General features: G+C 68.2%; 12 protein-coding genes and 1 tRNA gene. 2 read left to right on the top strand and 11 right to left on the bottom strand.

The annotated features are described in order from the left end of the window. Positions 1–148: 148 nt before the first annotated feature. The 11 genes from ACIGAN_RS34105 to ACIGAN_RS34055 all read right to left on the bottom strand — a co-directional run bounded on the left by ACIGAN_RS34105 (position 149) and on the right by ACIGAN_RS34055 (position 14240). Entirely contained in the window at positions 149–4048 is a 3900-nt protein-coding gene (locus ACIGAN_RS34105; RefSeq protein WP_351356036.1) for a DNA-directed RNA polymerase subunit beta', read from the bottom strand. Between the two features lie 94 nt (positions 4049–4142). Next, the gene (rpoB, locus tag ACIGAN_RS34100; RefSeq protein WP_351356040.1) at positions 4143–7628 is read right to left on the bottom strand and encodes a DNA-directed RNA polymerase subunit beta; all 3486 of its coding nucleotides are present in this window, start codon (positions 7626–7628) and stop codon (positions 4143–4145) included. A gap of 575 nt (positions 7629–8203) precedes the next feature. After that, positions 8204–8593 carry a 50S ribosomal protein L7/L12 gene (gene rplL / locus ACIGAN_RS34095; RefSeq protein WP_003998852.1) on the bottom strand — a complete coding sequence of 130 codons (390 nt, stop codon included), beginning with the start codon at positions 8591–8593 and terminating at the stop codon, positions 8204–8206. Between the two features lie 114 nt (positions 8594–8707). Next, positions 8708–9238 (bottom strand): 50S ribosomal protein L10, encoded by a 531-nt coding sequence (gene rplJ / locus ACIGAN_RS34090; protein ID WP_142193707.1) that lies wholly within the window; start codon positions 9236–9238, stop codon positions 8708–8710. 311 nt (positions 9239–9549) lie between these two features. Beyond that, the gene (locus tag ACIGAN_RS34085) at positions 9550–10386 is read right to left on the bottom strand and encodes a DUF1396 domain-containing protein (RefSeq protein ID WP_365092456.1); all 837 of its coding nucleotides are present in this window, start codon (positions 10384–10386) and stop codon (positions 9550–9552) included. A 90-nt stretch (positions 10387–10476) separates the two neighbouring features. Then, positions 10477–11334, bottom strand: a complete 858-nt coding sequence (locus ACIGAN_RS34080; RefSeq protein ID WP_399863335.1) for a hypothetical protein — start codon at positions 11332–11334, stop codon at positions 10477–10479. Between the two features lie 125 nt (positions 11335–11459). Further along, entirely contained in the window at positions 11460–12185 is a 726-nt protein-coding gene (gene rplA, locus ACIGAN_RS34075; RefSeq protein WP_351337647.1) for a 50S ribosomal protein L1, read from the bottom strand. Between the two features lie 76 nt (positions 12186–12261). Further along, positions 12262–12696 (bottom strand): 50S ribosomal protein L11, encoded by a 435-nt coding sequence (gene rplK, locus ACIGAN_RS34070; RefSeq protein WP_003992325.1) that lies wholly within the window; start codon positions 12694–12696, stop codon positions 12262–12264. A gap of 170 nt (positions 12697–12866) precedes the next feature. Continuing rightward, a complete protein-coding gene (gene nusG / locus ACIGAN_RS34065; RefSeq protein ID WP_365092449.1) occupies positions 12867–13694 on the bottom strand; it encodes a transcription termination/antitermination protein NusG in 828 nt (275 codons plus the stop codon). Between the two features lie 80 nt (positions 13695–13774). Beyond that, positions 13775–14059, bottom strand: a complete 285-nt coding sequence (gene secE, locus ACIGAN_RS34060; protein WP_094054434.1) for a preprotein translocase subunit SecE — start codon at positions 14057–14059, stop codon at positions 13775–13777. Positions 14060–14167: 108 nt separating this feature from the next. Further along, positions 14168–14240, bottom strand: a tRNA-Trp gene (locus tag ACIGAN_RS34055). A gap of 306 nt (positions 14241–14546) precedes the next feature. Here ACIGAN_RS34055 and ACIGAN_RS34050 point away from each other — a divergent pair. Continuing rightward, positions 14547–15773, top strand: a complete 1227-nt coding sequence (locus tag ACIGAN_RS34050; protein WP_399863332.1) for a pyridoxal phosphate-dependent aminotransferase — start codon at positions 14547–14549, stop codon at positions 15771–15773. 132 nt (positions 15774–15905) lie between these two features. Further along, positions 15906–16937 carry an adenosine deaminase gene (locus ACIGAN_RS34045; protein WP_365092443.1) on the top strand — a complete coding sequence of 344 codons (1032 nt, stop codon included), beginning with the start codon at positions 15906–15908 and terminating at the stop codon, positions 16935–16937. The last annotated feature ends 189 nt before the right edge of the window (positions 16938–17126 follow it).

Raw genomic sequence — 17126 nt, 5'->3', positions numbered from 1 at the left:
GTGTCGGCCACTGCGGGGCTCCGGGGCCCTCCTGCGGCGCCGGCGGGCCCCGCCCGGCCCGGCGGGGTGGCGGGAGCCGCACAGGGCCCTGGACGCGCCGGAGGGCGGCCACCCCGCAGGATGACCGCCCTCCGTTCAAGCGACTCGCTTACTGGTTGTACGGACCGTAGTCGTAGTCCTCCAGCGGAACGGCCTGGCCGGAGCCCGTGCCGAACGGCGAGTAGTCGATGTCGTCGTAGCCGACGGCCGAGTACATCGCGGCCTTGGCCTCCTCGGTCGGCTCGACCCGGATGTTGCGGTAGCGGGACAGACCCGTACCGGCCGGGATGAGCTTACCGATGATGACGTTCTCCTTGAGGCCGATGAGGCTGTCGGACTTGGCGTTGATCGCCGCGTCCGTCAGGACTCGGGTCGTCTCCTGGAAGGAGGCGGCCGACAGCCAGGATTCCGTCGCCAGCGAGGCCTTGGTGATACCCATCAGCTGCGGACGACCGGAGGCCGGGTGACCGCCCTCCTGGACCACACGACGGTTCTCGTGCTCGAACTTCGAGCGCTCGACCAGCTCGCCGGGCAGCAGCTCGGCGTCGCCGGACTCGATGATCGTCACGCGGCGGAGCATCTGCCGGATGATGATCTCGATGTGCTTGTCGTGGATCGACACACCCTGCGAGTTGTAGACCTTCTGGACCTCGCCGACCAGGTGGACCTGGACGGCACGCTGGCCCAGGATGCGCAGCACGTCGTGCGGGTTGGTGGCACCCACGGTGAGCTTCTGGCCCACCTCGACGTGCTCGCCCTCGCTGACCAGGAGACGGGCGCGCTTGGAGATCGGGTAGGCCGTCTCGTCGCTGCCGTCGTCCGGCGTGATGACGATCTTCTTGGTCTTCTCGGTCTCCTCGATCCGCACGCGGCCGGAGGCCTCGGAGATCGGGGCGACACCCTTCGGGGTACGGGCCTCGAAGAGCTCGACGACACGCGGCAGACCCTGGGTGATGTCGTCACCGGCCACACCACCGGTGTGGAAGGTACGCATCGTCAGCTGGGTGCCGGGCTCACCGATGGACTGGGCGGCGATGATGCCGACCGCCTCACCGATGTCGACCAGCTTGCCGGTGGCCAGCGAACGGCCGTAGCACATCGCGCAGGTGCCGACGGCGGACTCGCAGGTCAGGACCGAGCGGGTCTTGACCTCCTCGACGCCGCGGGAGACGAGCTCCTCGATGAGGACGTCGCCCAGGTCGGTGCCGGCCGGGGCCAGCACCTGCCCGTCGACCACGATGTCCTCGGCCAGGCAGCGCGCGTACACGGAGGTCTCGACGTCCTCCGCCTTGATCAGCGTGCCCTCGGCGTTCCGGTCGGCGATCTTCAGACGCAGACCGCGCTCGGTGCCGCAGTCCTCCTCGCGGATGATGACGTCCTGGGAGACGTCGACCAGACGACGCGTGAGGTAACCCGAGTCGGCGGTACGCAGAGCGGTGTCCGCCAGACCCTTACGGGCACCGTGCGTGGAGATGAAGTACTCCAGCACGGACAGGCCCTCACGGAACGACGCCTTGATCGGACGCGGGATCGTCTCGTTCTTCGCGTTCGACACCAGACCACGCATACCGGCGATCTGACGCATCTGCATCATGTTGCCTCGTGCACCCGAGTTCACCATCATGAAGATCGGGTTGGTCTTCGGGAAGTTGTCGTTCATCGCCTCGGCGACCTCGTTGGTCGCCTTGGTCCAGATCGCGATGAGCTCCTGCGTGCGCTCGTCCTTGGTGATCAGACCGCGCTCGTACTGCTTCTGGACCTTCTCGTCCTGCGCCTCGTAGCCCTTGACGATCTCCTTCTTCGCCTCGGGAACGACGACGTCGGAGATGGCGACGGTGACGCCGGAGCGGGTGGCCCAGTAGAAGCCGGCCGCCTTCAGGTTGTCGAGCGTCGCCGCCACGATGACCTTCGGGTAGCGCTCGGCGAGGTCGTTGACGATCTCGGAGAGCTGCTTCTTGCCGACCTCGTAGTCGACGAACGGGTAGTCCTCGGGCAGCAGCTCGTTGAAGAGCGCGCGGCCCAGCGTGGTGTTCAGCCGGAAGCTGTCACCCTGCTGCCACTCGGGCTCGCCCTCCTCGCGCGCCGGCGGGGTCCAGCCGCGCGGCGGGATGGTGCCGACCGGGAAGCGGACGTCGATCCTCGACTGGAGCGACAGCTCGCCCGCGTCGAAGGCCATGATCGCCTCGGCGACGGAGGCGAAGGAACGGCCCTCGCCCTTGAGCTCGCGCATCTCGCCGTCGGTGGTGAGGAAGAACAGACCGAGGACCATGTCCTGGGTCGGCATCGTCACCGGACGGCCGTCGGCCGGCTTGAGGATGTTGTTCGAGGACAGCATCAGGATGCGGGCCTCGGCCTGCGCCTCCGCGGACAGCGGCAGGTGCACGGCCATCTGGTCACCGTCGAAGTCCGCGTTGAACGCGGTGCACACGAGCGGGTGGATCTGGATGGCCTTGCCCTCGACCAGCTGCGGCTCGAAGGCCTGGATGCCGAGGCGGTGCAGCGTGGGCGCACGGTTCAGCAGAACCGGGTGCTCCGCGATGACCTCTTCCAGCACGTCGTACACGACCGTGCGGCCGCGCTCGACCATGCGCTTGGCGCTCTTGATGTTCTGCGCGTGGTTCAGGTCGACCAGGCGCTTCATCACGAACGGCTTGAACAGCTCCAGCGCCATCGCCTTGGGCAGACCGCACTGGTGCAGCTTCAGCTGCGGACCGACGACGATCACGGAACGCGCGGAGTAGTCCACGCGCTTGCCGAGCAGGTTCTGGCGGAAGCGGCCCTGCTTGCCCTTGAGCATGTCGGACAGCGACTTCAGCGGGCGGTTGCCGGGGCCCGTCACCGGGCGGCCACGACGGCCGTTGTCGAACAGCGCGTCCACGGCCTCCTGGAGCATGCGCTTCTCGTTGTTCACGATGATCTCGGGCGCGCCGAGGTCGAGAAGCCGCTTCAGGCGGTTGTTGCGGTTGATCACACGGCGGTACAGGTCGTTCAGGTCGGAGGTCGCGAAGCGGCCACCGTCCAGCTGCACCATCGGACGCAGGTCCGGCGGGATGACCGGCACGCAGTCCAGCACCATGCCCTTGGGGCTGTTGCTGGTCTGCAGGAACGCGGAGACGACCTTCAGGCGCTTGAGCGCACGGGTCTTCTTCTGGCCCTTGCCGGTGCGGATGATCTCGCGGAGCTTCTCGGCCTCCTCCTCGAGGTCGAAGGACTCCAGGCGCTTCTGCAGCGCCGCGGCACCCATCGAGCCGTCGAAGTACGTGCCGAAGCGGTCACGCAGCTCGCGGTAGAGCAGCTCGTCGCCCTCCAGGTCCTGGACCTTGAGGTTCTTGAACCGGTTCCACACCTCGTCGAGACGGTCGATCTCGCGCTGCGCGCGGTCGCGCAGCTGCTTCATCTCGCGCTCGGCACCCTCGCGCACCTTGCGGCGCACATCCGCCTTGGCGCCCTCGGCCTCCAGCTCGGCCAGGTCGGTCTCGAGCTTCTTGGCGCGGGCCTCCAGGTCGGCGTCGCGGCGCTGCTCGATCTGCTGGCGCTCGACGGAGACGTGGGCCTCCAGCGAGGGCAGGTCGCGCGTGCGGCGCTCCTCGTCGACGTACGTGATCATGTACGCCGCGAAGTAGATGACCTTCTCCAGGTCCTTCGGGGCGAGGTCGAGCAGGTAGCCCAGCCGCGACGGAACGCCCTTGAAGTACCAGATGTGCGTGACGGGAGCGGCCAGCTCGATGTGGCCCATCCGCTCGCGGCGCACCTTGGCGCGGGTGACCTCGACGCCACACCGCTCACAGATGATGCCCTTGAAGCGGACGCGCTTGTACTTGCCGCAGTAGCACTCCCAGTCCCGGGTCGGACCGAAGATCTTCTCGCAGAAGAGTCCGTCCTTTTCGGGCTTGAGCGTGCGGTAGTTGATCGTCTCGGGCTTCTTGACCTCGCCGTGGCTCCACTGACGGATGTCGTCAGCGGTGGCCAGACCGATCCGGAGCTCGTCGAAGAAGTTGACGTCGAGCACTATGCGTCAATCCCTCTCAGGGTTGTAAGTCATGGGGTCTGATACGGGGGTCCTGGGGCCGGCCGGGCTCATGGCGAACCCGGCCGGACTCCCGTCAGACCTCTTCGACGCTGCTCGGCTCGCGCCGGGACAGGTCGATGCCAAGCTCCTCCGCAGCGCGGAAGACGTCCTCGTCGGTGTCGCGCATCTCGATGGACATGCCGTCCGAGGACAGCACCTCCACGTTGAGGCACAGGGACTGCATCTCCTTGATGAGCACCTTGAAGGACTCGGGGATGCCGGGCTCGGGGATGTTCTCGCCCTTGACGATGGCCTCGTAGACCTTCACGCGGCCGGTGACGTCGTCGGACTTGATGGTCAGCAGCTCCTGGAGCGCGTAGGCGGCGCCGTACGCCTCGAGTGCCCACACCTCCATCTCGCCGAACCGCTGGCCACCGAACTGGGCCTTACCACCCAGCGGCTGCTGGGTGATCATCGAGTACGGGCCGGTCGACCGGGCGTGCAGCTTGTCGTCGACCAGGTGGTGCAGCTTGAGGATGTACATGTAGCCGACCGAGATCGGCTCCGGGAAGGGCTCACCGGAACGGCCGTCGAACAGCCGCGCCTTGCCGGACGGGAGCACCATGCGCTCGCCGTCGCGGTTCGGGATGGTGTGCTCCAGCAGACCGGCCAGCTCGTCCTCGCGGGCACCGTCGAAGACCGGCGTCGCGACGTTGGTCCGCGGCGGGACCTGGTCGGCGTCGATGGCCTGCAGGCGCTGCGCCCAGTCCTCGGCCAGGCCGGAGACGTCCCAGCCCTGGCTGGCGAGCCAGCCGAGGTGGATCTCCAGCACCTGTCCCGGGTTCATTCGGGACGGCACGCCCAGCGGGTTGAGGATGATGTCGACCGGGGTGCCGTCCTCCAGGAACGGCATGTCCTCGATCGGCAGGATCTTGGAGATGACGCCCTTGTTGCCGTGGCGGCCGGCGAGCTTGTCACCGTCGGTGATCTTGCGCTTCTGCGCGACGTAGACGCGCACCAGCTGGTTCACACCGGGGGGAAGCTCGTCGCCCTCCTCGCGGTCGAAGACGCGGACGCCGATGACCTTGCCGGTCTCGCCGTGCGGCACCTTCAGCGAGGTGTCACGGACCTCACGGGCCTTCTCACCGAAGATCGCGCGCAGCAGGCGCTCCTCGGGCGTCAGCTCGGTCTCACCCTTGGGCGTGACCTTGCCGACGAGGATGTCACCGGCGATGACCTCGGCGCCGATGCGGATGATGCCGCGCTCGTCGAGGTCGGCGAGGACCTCCTCGGAGACGTTCGGGATGTCCCGGGTGATCTCCTCGGGGCCGAGCTTGGTGTCACGGGCGTCGACCTCGTGCTCCTCGATGTGGATCGAGGAGAGGACGTCGTCCTGCACGAGGCGCTGCGACAGGATGATCGCGTCCTCGTAGTTGTGACCCTCCCACGGCATGAACGCCACGAGCAGGTTCTTGCCCAGCGCCATCTCGCCGTTCTGGGTGGCCGGACCGTCGGCCAGGACCTGGCCCTCGATGATCCGGTCGCCCTCGTTGACGATGACCTTCTGGTTGACCGAGGTGCCCTGGTTGGAGCGGGCGAACTTGGCCAGACGGTACGTGATGTACGTGCCGTCGTCGTTGGCGGTGGTGATGTAGTCCGCGGAGACCTCCTGGACCACACCGGGCTTCTCGGCCTTGACCACGTCGCCGGCGTCGACCGCGGAGCGGTACTCCATGCCGGTGCCGACGAGCGGCGACTCGGACTTGATCAGCGGCACGGCCTGGCGCATCATGTTCGCGCCCATCAGGGCACGGTTGGCGTCGTCGTGCTCCAGGAAGGGGATCATGGCGGTCGCGACCGACACCATCTGGCGCGGCGAGACGTCCATGTAGTCCACGTCCTCGGGGCCGACGTAGTCGACCTCGCCGCCCTTGCGGCGGACGAGCACCCGGGCCTCGGCGAACCGCATGTCGTCGGTGAGCGGCGCGTTGGCCTGCGCGATGACGAAGCGGTCCTCCTCGTCGGCCGTGAGGTAGTCGACCTGGTCGGTGACCTGGCCCTCGAACACCTTGCGGTACGGCGTCTCGACGAAACCGAACGCGTTCACGCGGCCGTAGGTGGCGAGCGAGCCGATCAGACCGATGTTCGGGCCTTCGGGGGTCTCGATCGGGCACATGCGGCCGTAGTGCGAGGGGTGCACGTCACGGACCTCGAAGCCGGCCCGCTCACGGGACAGACCACCCGGGCCAAGAGCCGACAGACGGCGCTTGTGGGTGAGACCCGACAGCGGGTTGTTCTGGTCCATGAACTGCGACAGCTGGCTGGTGCCGAAGAACTCCTTGATGGAGGCGACGACCGGCCGGATGTTGATCAGGGTCTGCGGCGTGATCGCCTCGACGTCCTGGGTCGTCATCCGCTCGCGGACGACTCGCTCCATACGCGCCAGACCCGTGCGGACCTGGTTCTGGATGAGCTCGCCGACGCTGCGCAGGCGGCGGTTGCCGAAGTGGTCGATGTCGTCGGTCTCGACGACCACGGAGGTGCCGTTGTCACCGACCGTCTCGGTCTCGCCGGCGTGCAGCTTCACCAGGTACTTGATCGTCGCGATGATGTCCTCGACGGTCAGGATCCCGGCGTCCAGCGGGGTGTCCGTGCCCAGCTTCTTGTTGACCTTGTAGCGGCCGACCTTGGCCAGGTCGTAGCGCTTGGGGTTGAAGTAGAGGTTCTCCAGCAGCGTCTGCGCGGCCTCACGCGTGGGGGGCTCGCCCGGACGCAGCTTGCGGTAGATGTCGAGCAGCGCGTCGTCCTGGCCCTGGGTGTGGTCCTTCTCCAGGGTGGCGCGCATGGACTCGTACTCGCCGAACTCCTCGAGGATCTGCTCGGTGGTCCAGCCGAGCGCCTTGAGCAGGACGGTGACGGACTGCTTGCGCTTGCGGTCGATGCGCACACCGACCATGTCGCGCTTGTCGATCTCCATCTCCAGCCAGGCACCCCGGGACGGGATGATCTTGGCGGAGAAGATGTCCTTGTCGGACGTCTTGTCGATGGAGGAGTCGAAGTAGACACCGGGGGAACGGACGAGCTGCGACACCACGACACGCTCGGTGCCGTTGATGACGAAGGTGCCCTTGTTCGTCATGAGCGGGAAGTCGCCCATGAAGACCGTCTGGGACTTGATCTCGCCGGTCTCGTTGTTGGTGAACTCAGCCGTGACGAAGAGCGGCGCGGCGTACGTGAAGTCGCGCTCCTTGCACTCGTCGATGGAGTTCTTCGGCGGCTCGAAGCGGTGGTCGCGGAAGGTCAGCGACATCGACCCGCTGAAGTCCTCGATCGGGGAGATCTCCTCGAAGATCTCCTCGAGCCCGGACTTGGTGGGGACGTCCTGACCGTTCTCGAGAGCCTCCTCGACCCGACTCTGCCAGGCGGTGTTGCCGAGCAGCCAGTCGAAGCTCTCGGTCTGCAGCGCGAGCAGGTTCGGAACCTCGAGAGGCTCCTTGATCTTTGCAAAAGAGATGCGCAGCGGGGCAGTGCTGGCGGCGTTGTTCGTATTCGCGGTCGAGGCGTTGCGCGAGGCGGCCAAGAGGGGGTCCTTCCGAGGGCTCGGACTCACTACGCGCGTACCGGCCCCTCTCCCGTACACGGAGACAAGCTGTGCCCACAGGGCCGAAAGGCCAGGTCAGGCATGTCTTGTCGTCGATGCTCGGGCGAGGGCAGACCCCTGGTGACGGGCAGGGGACAGCTAACAGGCAGCGCAAAGGGTCAGTGTAGCCACTTGGCACACTGATGTCCAGTGCGGGTTCTGGAACCCGTGTTCACCCTCGTTGTTCCACTCCTGCGACACGGCGCTGCCCTCAACGCACGTTGATACTGCCCTCTTCGTCGCCGATCCATGCCTCGGATTCGGATCCTTGTGACGACGCGTCCTGAGAATTGCGCGCTGCGTGCGGTTCGTCAAGGCCCCCCTTGGCCGAACCTGGGGCCGCCCAGGGACACGACGAAGATCACCATACCCCCCGCCACGGAGGCTGCAAGGCAACCGTGGCCGCACCCCCGGAACGCCGAAGAGCGACCACCCGGATGGATGATCGCTCCTCGGCGCTTACGCGTTACACGTCCTGACGGACGCGTTGTGGATCCTGGCGGATCCGGGAGGTCTTACTTGACCTCGACGGAGGCACCGGCGCCCTCGAGGGACTCCTTGGCCTTGTCGGCGGCCTCCTTGTTGACCTTCTCCAGAACCGGCTTCGGCGCACCGTCGACCAGGTCCTTGGCCTCCTTCAGGCCCAGGGAGGTGAGCTCGCGCACGACCTTGATGACCTGGATCTTCTTGTCGCCGGCACCCGTGAGGATGACGTCGAACTCGTCCTTCTCCTCGGCGGCCTCGGCGGCGGCGCCACCAGCGGCACCACCGGCGACGACGACCGGGGCGGCCGCGGCGGCGGTGACGTCGAACTTCTCCTCGAACGCCTTCACGAACTCGGAGAGCTCGATGAGGGTCATCTCCTCGAACTGCGCGAGCAGGTCTTCCTGGCTGAGCTTCGCCATGATGGCGGTCCTTCCACTAAATCGGCAGGTGCCGGATGTACATGTGAGGCGGGCGTACTACTGGCCCGCTACGGTCGCCGCGTTCAGGCAGCGGCAACCGGGATGCGAGCCGAGTTACTCGGCACCGCCCTGCTCGTCCTGCTTGGCACGGAGCGCGTCCACGGTGCGGACGAGCTTCGACGGCAGCGCCTGGAAGACAGAGGCAGCCTGGGACTGCTTGCCCTTCATGGCACCGGCCAGCTTGGAGAGCAGAACCTCGCGGGACTCGAGGTCCGCAAGCTTCTTGATCTCGTCGGCGGACAGCGCCTTGCCGTCAAGGACACCGCCCTTGATGACGAGATTCGGGTTGTCCTTGGCGAAGTCACGAAGACCCTTCGCCGACTCCACCGGGTCACCGGTGACGAAGGCGACGGCCGTCGGACCAGCGAAGAGCTGGTCGTCGAGCGTGATCCCGGCCTCGTTGGCCGCAATCTTGGTCAGCGTGTTCTTCACCACGGCGTACTGGGCGTTCTCACCGAGCGAACGACGCAGCGTCTTGAGCTGCGCCACGGTGAGACCGCGGTACTCGGTCAGCACAGCGGCGTTGGAGCTGCGGAACTTGTCCGTCAGCTCGGCAACCGCGGCAGCCTTGTCGGGCCTCGCCATAGAGCCTCGGCCTCCTTCCGGGTGATTCGGACCGCGCGGACCCGAAGGAGGACTGGGGAAAACGAAACGCCCCGGCGCAAGCGCACGGGGCGTAGCTCGACCGGATGCACATCCGCACGGGGCGGCGGACTCCGGGAGCTTCTCCAGTGTCACCTGCGCGGGTCGTCCGCCGTTCAGCGGATCCTTCGGCCACCGCGCCCTCGTACGAGCGCGCGGTAACGACCAGCGGTCTTTGGCTTCTGTAGGAGCGTACGGGAACGGGTCGCTGTCAAGCAAATCCGCCCGTACGACGGATCAGCGGACCGGGCGGATCAGCTCGCGTCGAGGTCCTTGAACAGGTCGGCGAGGTCGGCGACGTCCTTGGCGGGCGGGGCCTTGATCTCCACCGGCTCGTTGTAGTCGAGGAAGGTGATGGTCATGTCGAGCGGGCCCTTGTCGGTGTCGCCCTTGGTGCGGAACTGCTTGGTGTGGTCGTCACCGTCGATCCACATGTCCATCGTGAGCTTGTCGACGCCCATCTTCTCGTACTGCTTGATGCTCTTCTCGCGCCGCTCACGGGTCTGCGCGTCCTCCTTCTTGAGGGAGGCGCGCAGGTCGGCGAGGGTGACCGTGCCCGAGTAGTGGGTCGTCTCGACCCCGTCGACCTTCTCGGTGCCGACCTTCTTCACGTCCTTGGCGCCCGTGAGGAAGGTGGACTCCGCGGCCGGGTTCTGCTCGGCCTGGCTCGGCGAACCCAGCTGGTCCAGCTCCTTGCCGGCGTCCGAGCCGGACAGGTCGAACTTCATCCAGGTCTTGCCGTCCATCTCCTTGGCCATCTCGGCTCCCCCACCGATGTACATGGCCTTGTCGACGAGGCGGATCTCCGTCTCCCCGGCGGCGGCCGCCTGGCCGGACGCCGAGACCTTCATGCTCATGGCGATCGTGGGCTTCAGGCGCATGGACGCCTCGCCCTTGACCTTGCCGGACTCCGGCGCCGTACCGCTCATGCGGTAGTGGAGGGACGTGATGTCCTCCGTGTTCTTCGCCGCCTTGGCGACGGCGGCGGCCGGCGTCATCTCCGGCGAGTCCGACTTCCCGGCTCCACAGCCGACCGCGCCGGCGGCGAGCAGCAGGGCACCGAGACCGGCGGCGGGTATGGACTTGTTCATTGATTCCCCCCAAGGAACACAAGCTTGCTGCACAGCAAGGCGGCGAGCCTATCCCAGGGGGGCACACGTGATCTATCCGGATTCCGGGCCTCAGGACGTCCCAGCCCCCTGCCGCATCAGGTCCTCGAAGTCCCCGGTGTCGGACCGCGGGGGGCGCTCGGCACGGACCCGCACGCCGTAGTCGCCGTAGTGCGTGGTCTGGGTCATCAGGCCCTCGGCCATCCGCGCCTTCTCCACCTTCTTGACGAGGAGGTCGCGCTCGTCGACCCAGATGTCGACGGTCTGGGAGGTGACCTTGGCGTCGGTGAGCTGCTTCCTCAGGGCGGCGTCGGTGACGTCGGCGGTGTCCACCGTGCCGGACCAGTGTGTGGCGGTCCTGCCGCGCACGGTGTCCCGGCCGGCCTTGCGGACGTCCCCGGAGGAGAGCAGGAGCTTGACGGACTGGTTCGGCGTGGTGGAGCGCAGCTGGTCGCCCAGGGGGGCGCCGGAGCCGCCGGCCAGGGCTTCCAGGTCGTCGTAGCCGTACCGGATCCAGTGCTTGCCGCCGGCCTTCCCGGCGAACGTGTCGCCCATGCGCGCGTAGTAGGCGTCGGGCAGGTAGCGGGCCTCCATGGAGGGGGTGCCGAGCCGGCGCATGGTGTCGGCGATCGTGCCGCCGGTGTAGGTGATGGTCAGGGTGCCGGTGAGGCCGTCGCGCCAGCCGAGGGTGCCGTCGGCGGTCATGGACATCAGCGAGCCCATGGTCGTCGTGGACTCGACCCGGGCGGATCCGGCGCGTTCCGTGGCGCGTTCGGCGGTGCGCAGGGCGGCCAGGGCGGCTCCGCGGGGGCCGCGGTGGTCCCCGCCGGGGCGGTCGGCGGGGTCCGGGGAGGTGCAGCCGGCCAGTCCCGCCAGCGCGGCCGCCGCGGCGAGCACCCGGCCCGCCCGGCGCACGGTCGTGCCCTGCATACGTCCCCCGTTCCCGTCCGGTTCCCGCACGTTAACCCAGGCCGGGGACGCGCGTACCGGAAAAGGGAACGGGCCCCGCACCTGTGACAGGTGCGGGGCCCGTGACCGGTCGGGCGAGCCGAGGCTCAGACCGCGGCCGGGTCCTCCTCGACGAGGAGGTTGCGGGTGCGGTTCGGGTCGACCGGAATGCCGGGGCCCATCGTGGTGGTGATGGCGGCCTTCTTGATGTAGCGACCCTTGGCGGCGGACGGCTTCAGACGGAGGATCTCCTCCAGCGCCGCGCCGTAGTTCTCCACCAGCTTGGTGTCGTCGAACGACGTCTTGCCGATGATGAAGTGCAGGTTCGAGTGCTTGTCGACGCGGAACTCGATCTTGCCGCCCTTGATCTCGGTGACGGCCTTGGCGGTGTCGGGGGTGACGGTGCCGGTCTTCGGGTTCGGCATCAGACCACGCGGACCGAGCACGCGGCCGAGGCGGCCGACCTTGCCCATGAGGTCCGGGGTGGCGACGACGGCGTCGAAGTCCAGACGGCCCTTCGACACCTCGTCGATCAGCTCGTCGGCGCCGACGATGTCGGCGCCCGCGGCACGCGCGGCCTCGGCACGGTCACCGGTCGCGAAGACCAGGACCCGGGCGGTCTTGCCGGTGCCGTGCGGGAGGTTCACGGTGCCACGGACCATCTGGTCGGCCTTGCGCGGGTCGACACCCAGGCGGAAGGCGACCTCGACGGTGCCGTCGAACTTGGTCGTGGAGGTCTCCTTGGCGAGACGGACGGCCTCGAGCGGGGCGTAGAGCTTCTCCCGGTCGACCTTGGCGTCCGCAGCGCGAAGGGACTTGCTGCGCTTGCTCACTACTGCTCCTGTGGATTCTTAGGAGTCGTGGTCCGGGCCGAGCAGGCCCTGCCACTTCTGCTGATGGGGTTGGGGCTCAGCCCTCGACCGTGACGCCCATGGAACGGGCGGTGCCGGCGATGATCTTCTCGGCGGCGTCCAGGTCGTTGGCGTTGAGGTCGGGCATCTTCGTGGTGGCGATCTCACGGACCTGGTCACGCGTGATCTTCGCGACCTTGGTCTTGTGCGGCTCGCCGGAGCCCTTCTCGATGCCCGCGGCCTTCAGGATCATCTTGGCGGCCGGCGGGGTCTTGGTGATGAAGGTGAAGGAGCGGTCCTCGTAGACCGTGATCTCCACCGGGATGACCCAGCCACGCTGCGACTCGGTCGCGGCGTTGTAGGCCTTGCAGAACTCCATGATGTTGACGCCGTGCTGACCCAGCGCGGGGCCGACCGGCGGGGCCGGGTTGGCGGCACCGGCCTGGATCTGGAGCTTGATGAGCCCCGTGACCTTCTTCTTCTTGGGAGGCATAGCTCTCCGGGTCCTTTCGGTTCGGGTCCTGCCCGCTCCCGGGGACCACCCGGATGCAGGCATACCGCACAACGATAACGGGTATAGATGCGCGGCCAAAAACCGCGCAGGTCAGGCAAGCGCCGGAGCGTTCGCCTGACCTGCGCGGAAGCGGTGAGGTCCGGAAGAAACTAGTTCTTCTGGATCTGGTCGAAGGAGAGCTCGACCGGCGTCTCGCGGCCGAAGATCTCGACGAGGCCCTTGACCTTCTTGGAGTCGGGGTTGATCTCGTTGATGGTCGCCTGCAGCGTGGCGAACGGGCCGTCGGTGACGGTGACCGAGTCGCCGACCTCGAAGTCCAGCACCTGGACCTCGACCTTGCGCTGCGGAGCCGGCTTGCCCTCGGCCTCGGCGGCCTCGCGGGCGGCCTTCTCCTCGGCCTCGGGGGCGAGCATCTTGACGATCTCGTCCAGGGTCAGCGGGTACGGGTCGTAGGCGTTGCCCACGAAGCCGGTCACGCCGGGGGTGTTGCGGACGACGCCCCAGGACTCGTTCGTCAGGTCCATGCGGACCAGGACGTAACCCGGGAGCTTGTTCTGCTTGATCGTCTTGCGGTCGCCGTTCTTGATCTGGACGACCTCTTCCTGCGGCACCTCGGCCTGGAAGATGTAGTCCTCGACGTTCAGCGAGACGGCGCGCTGCTCCAGGTTGGTCTTCACGCGGTTCTCGTAGCCGGCGTAGGTGTGGATGACGTACCACTCGCCGGGCAGGACCCGCAGTTCCTCGCGGAGCTTCTCGATCGGGTCGCGGTCGTCCTCGGGCTCTTCCTCGGCCTCGTCCGCGACCTCGTCGCCGGTCTCGGTCTCCGCCTCGGCGGCGTCGTCGTCCGCGACGGCGTCGGCAGCCTCGACCTCGGCGGAGGTCTCGGTGTCCTCGCTGTCCGCGCCCTCGACGGTGTCGAGCTCGTCCTCGACGGACTCGACCGGCTCGATGGCGTCGTTCACGTTCGGGTCAGACACGGTGGCTGCTTCTTCCTGGATACATGGGGGTGGAACATGCGAAAGGAGCGCCGGGTACCTCGGCGCTCTTCGCGGGCTGCTCAGCCGAACACGTACTTGGCGGCGTGGCTGAGCCCATAGTCAATCACGGTGACCAGGCCGATCATGATGACGACGAAGATGATCACCACGGTCGTGTACGTCGTGAGCTGGTTGCGGCTCGGCCAGACGACCTTGCGCAGCTCCGCGACGATCTGGCGGTAGAAGAGGGCGAGCCGCTTCAGCGGGCCCTTCTTTCCGCGCTTGCCGCCCTTGCGGGTCTTCTTGGACTCCGGCGCCTCGTCCTGGGCATCAGGCATGTCGATGGAGCCCACGGCGTCCGTCACTCGTCCTCACCTGATTCCGGGTCGTGGCCGTGCCGCGCCCGGTCTGAGCCGCACGGCGGTGCATTGCTGTACGTACATGCGCACACATCCTGGCGAAGGTGTGTGTAGCAGGGCCGGAGGGACTTGAACCCCCAACCGCTGGTTTTGGAGACCAGTGCTCTACCAATTGAGCTACGACCCTTTGTGTGTCCCCCAACGTACCGCATCCGTCCGGATGCTTGGTGTGCACCGGTCGGGCGCAGCCCGCGGGAGGCCAACGAGGTGAGAGTGTACGTGGTCCGCGGCCGGTCGTCGAACAGATAGGGCCGCGGGACGGGCACGTTGGCGGAAGATCGCCTGCCGGGAGGGCGCCACGACCCGGGACATCGGCTGAAGATCGACCTGGCGGCGCGCGGGATCCGGACTGGTGTTCAGGGGTCTGCCCGGCGTTGTTCAGTCTGTGAAACCCCCGTGCCGCCCGCGTTTCCTGTCTGAAACGATGGGGCGCATGAGCGCTGCAACCCCTCCCACCGAGCGCCGGGTCTCCGCCCGAGTCGGCGCGATCTCCGAGTCCGCCACCCTCGCCGTGGACGCCAAGGCCAAGGCCCTCAAGGCCGCCGGGCGGCCGGTGATCGGCTTCGGCGCCGGTGAGCCCGACTTCCCGACCCCGGACTACATCGTCCAGGCCGCGATCGAGGCCTGCAAGAACCCGAAGTTCCACCGCTACACGCCGGCCGGCGGGCTGCCCGAGCTGAAGGCCGCGATCGCCGCGAAGACGCTGCGCGACTCGGGGTACGAGGTCGACGCCTCGCAGATCCTCGTCACCAACGGCGGCAAGCAGGCCATCTACGAGGCCTTCGCCGCGATCCTCGACCCGGGCGACGAGGTCATCGTGCCCGCGCCGTACTGGACGACCTACCCGGAGTCGATCCGGCTGGCCGGGGGTGTCCCGGTGGAGGTCGTCGCGGACGAGACGACCGGCTACCGGGTGACCGTGGAGCAGCTGGAGGCGGCCCGTACGGAGAAGACGAAGGTCGTGCTCTTCGTCTCGCCGTCGAACCCGACCGGCGCGGTCTACACCGAGCAGGAGACCGAGGCCATCGGCCGCTGGGCCGTCGAGCACGGCCTGTGGGTGCTGACCGACGAGATCTACGAGCACCTGGTCTACGGCGACGCCTCCGCCGTGTCGCTGCCGGCGGTGCTGCCCGAGCTGCGCGACAAGTGCGTCGTGGTCAACGGTGTCGCGAAGACGTACGCGATGACCGGCTGGCGCGTGGGGTGGATCATCGGCCCGAAGGACGTCGTCAAGGCCGCGACGAACCTGCAGTCGCACGCCACGTCCAACGTCTCCAACGTCGCCCAGGCCGCGGCGCTGGCCGCCGTCTCCGGTGACCTGGACGCCGTGGCGGCGATGCGCGAGGCGTTCGACCGGCGGCGCAAGACCATCGTGCGGATGCTGAACGAGATCGACGGCGTGGTCTGCCCGGAGCCGGAGGGCGCGTTCTACGCCTACCCGTCAGTGAAGGCGCTGGTCGGCAAGGAGATCCGGGGCAAGCGGCCCAAGGACACGGTCGAGCTGGCCGCGCTGATCCTGGAGGAGGCCGAGGTCGCGGTCGTCCCGGGTGAGGCGTTCGGCACGCCGGGCTATCTGCGGCTGTCGTACGCGCTGGGCGACGAGGATCTCGTCGAGGGCGTGAGCCGGATCCAGAAGCTGCTGGCGGAGGCCAGGGACTGACGTCCGCCGCGTCGGCCCTCCGGGCTCGGGGCACATACCGCATCCGGTATGTGCCCCATTTGTTTGTGCGAGCAAGACCACGAAAGGGGAAACGGCTACCGGGACGGCGGAGGCGTACGGCAGGATCCTGGGATGGAGCGTGTACGTGATGTCTCTGAGCTGCCGAAAGCCCATCTGCACCTGCACTTCACCGGGTCGATGCGGCCCTCGACGGTGCTGGAACTGGCCGACAAGTACGGAGTCCGGCTGCCCGACGCGCTGAGCGAGGCGCTGATCAGCGGGGAACCGCCGAGTCTGCGGGCGACGGACGAGCGGGGCTGGTTCCGCTTCCAGCGGCTGTACGACGCGGCGCGCTCGTGCCTGCGGGAGCCGGAGGACATCCAGCGGCTGGTGCGGGAGGCCGCGGAGGAGGATCTGCGGGACGGATCGGGGTGGCTGGAGATCCAGGTCGACCCGACGTCGTACGCGCCGCGGCTGGGCGGGCTGATCCCGGCGCTGGAGATCATCCTGGACGCGGTGGAGACGACGTCGCGGGAGACCGGGCTCGGGATGCGGGTGCTGGTCGCGGCGAACCGGATGAAGCATCCGCTGGACGCGCGGACGCTGGCGCGGCTGGCGGTGCGGTACGCGGACCGGGGCGTGGTCGGGTTCGGGCTTTCCAACGACGAGCGGCGGGGCATGGCGCGGGACTTCGACCGGGCCTTCGCGATCGCCCGGGAGGCCGGGCTGCTGTCGGCGCCGCACGGGGGTGAGCTGACCGGCCCGGCGTCGGTGCGGGACTGTCTGGACGACCTGGGGGCGGACCGGCTGGGGCACGGCGTGCGGGCGGCGGAGGATCCCCGGCTGCTGAAGCGGCTGGCGGACCGGCAGGTGACGTGTGAGGTCTGCCCGGCGTCGAACGTGGCGCTGGGGGTGTACGAGAAGCCGGAGGACGTGCCGCTGCGGACGCTGTTCGAGGCGGGGGTTCCGATGGCCCTGGGCGCGGACGACCCGCTGCTGTTCGGGTCCCGGCTGGCGGCGCAGTACGAGATCGCGCGGGTCCATCACGGCTTCTCGGACGCGGAACTGGCGGAGCTGGCCCGGCAGTCGGTGCGGGGGTCGGCGGCGCCGGAGGAGGTGAAGGAGAAGCTGCTGGCGGGGGTGGACGCGTGGCTGGTGTCCTAGCGTCTTTTGGGCGGGTTCGGGGGGTGGGTCCCGCCTGACGGTGGGGGGTGGGTCGGGGGGGGGCGGGGGGGGGGGGGGGGGGGGGGGGGGGGGCCGGGGGGCGCGCGCGGGGGGGGGGGCCCCCCCCCCCCCCCCCCACACCCCCGCCCCCCCCCCCCCCCCCCCCCCCCCCCCCCCCCCCCGGGGCAA

This window comes from Streptomyces sp. NPDC085931 (assembly GCF_044540565.1).
GTDB lineage: Bacteria > Actinomycetota > Actinomycetes > Streptomycetales > Streptomycetaceae > Streptomyces.
This window is presented reverse-complemented; position numbering and strand designations above follow the sequence as displayed.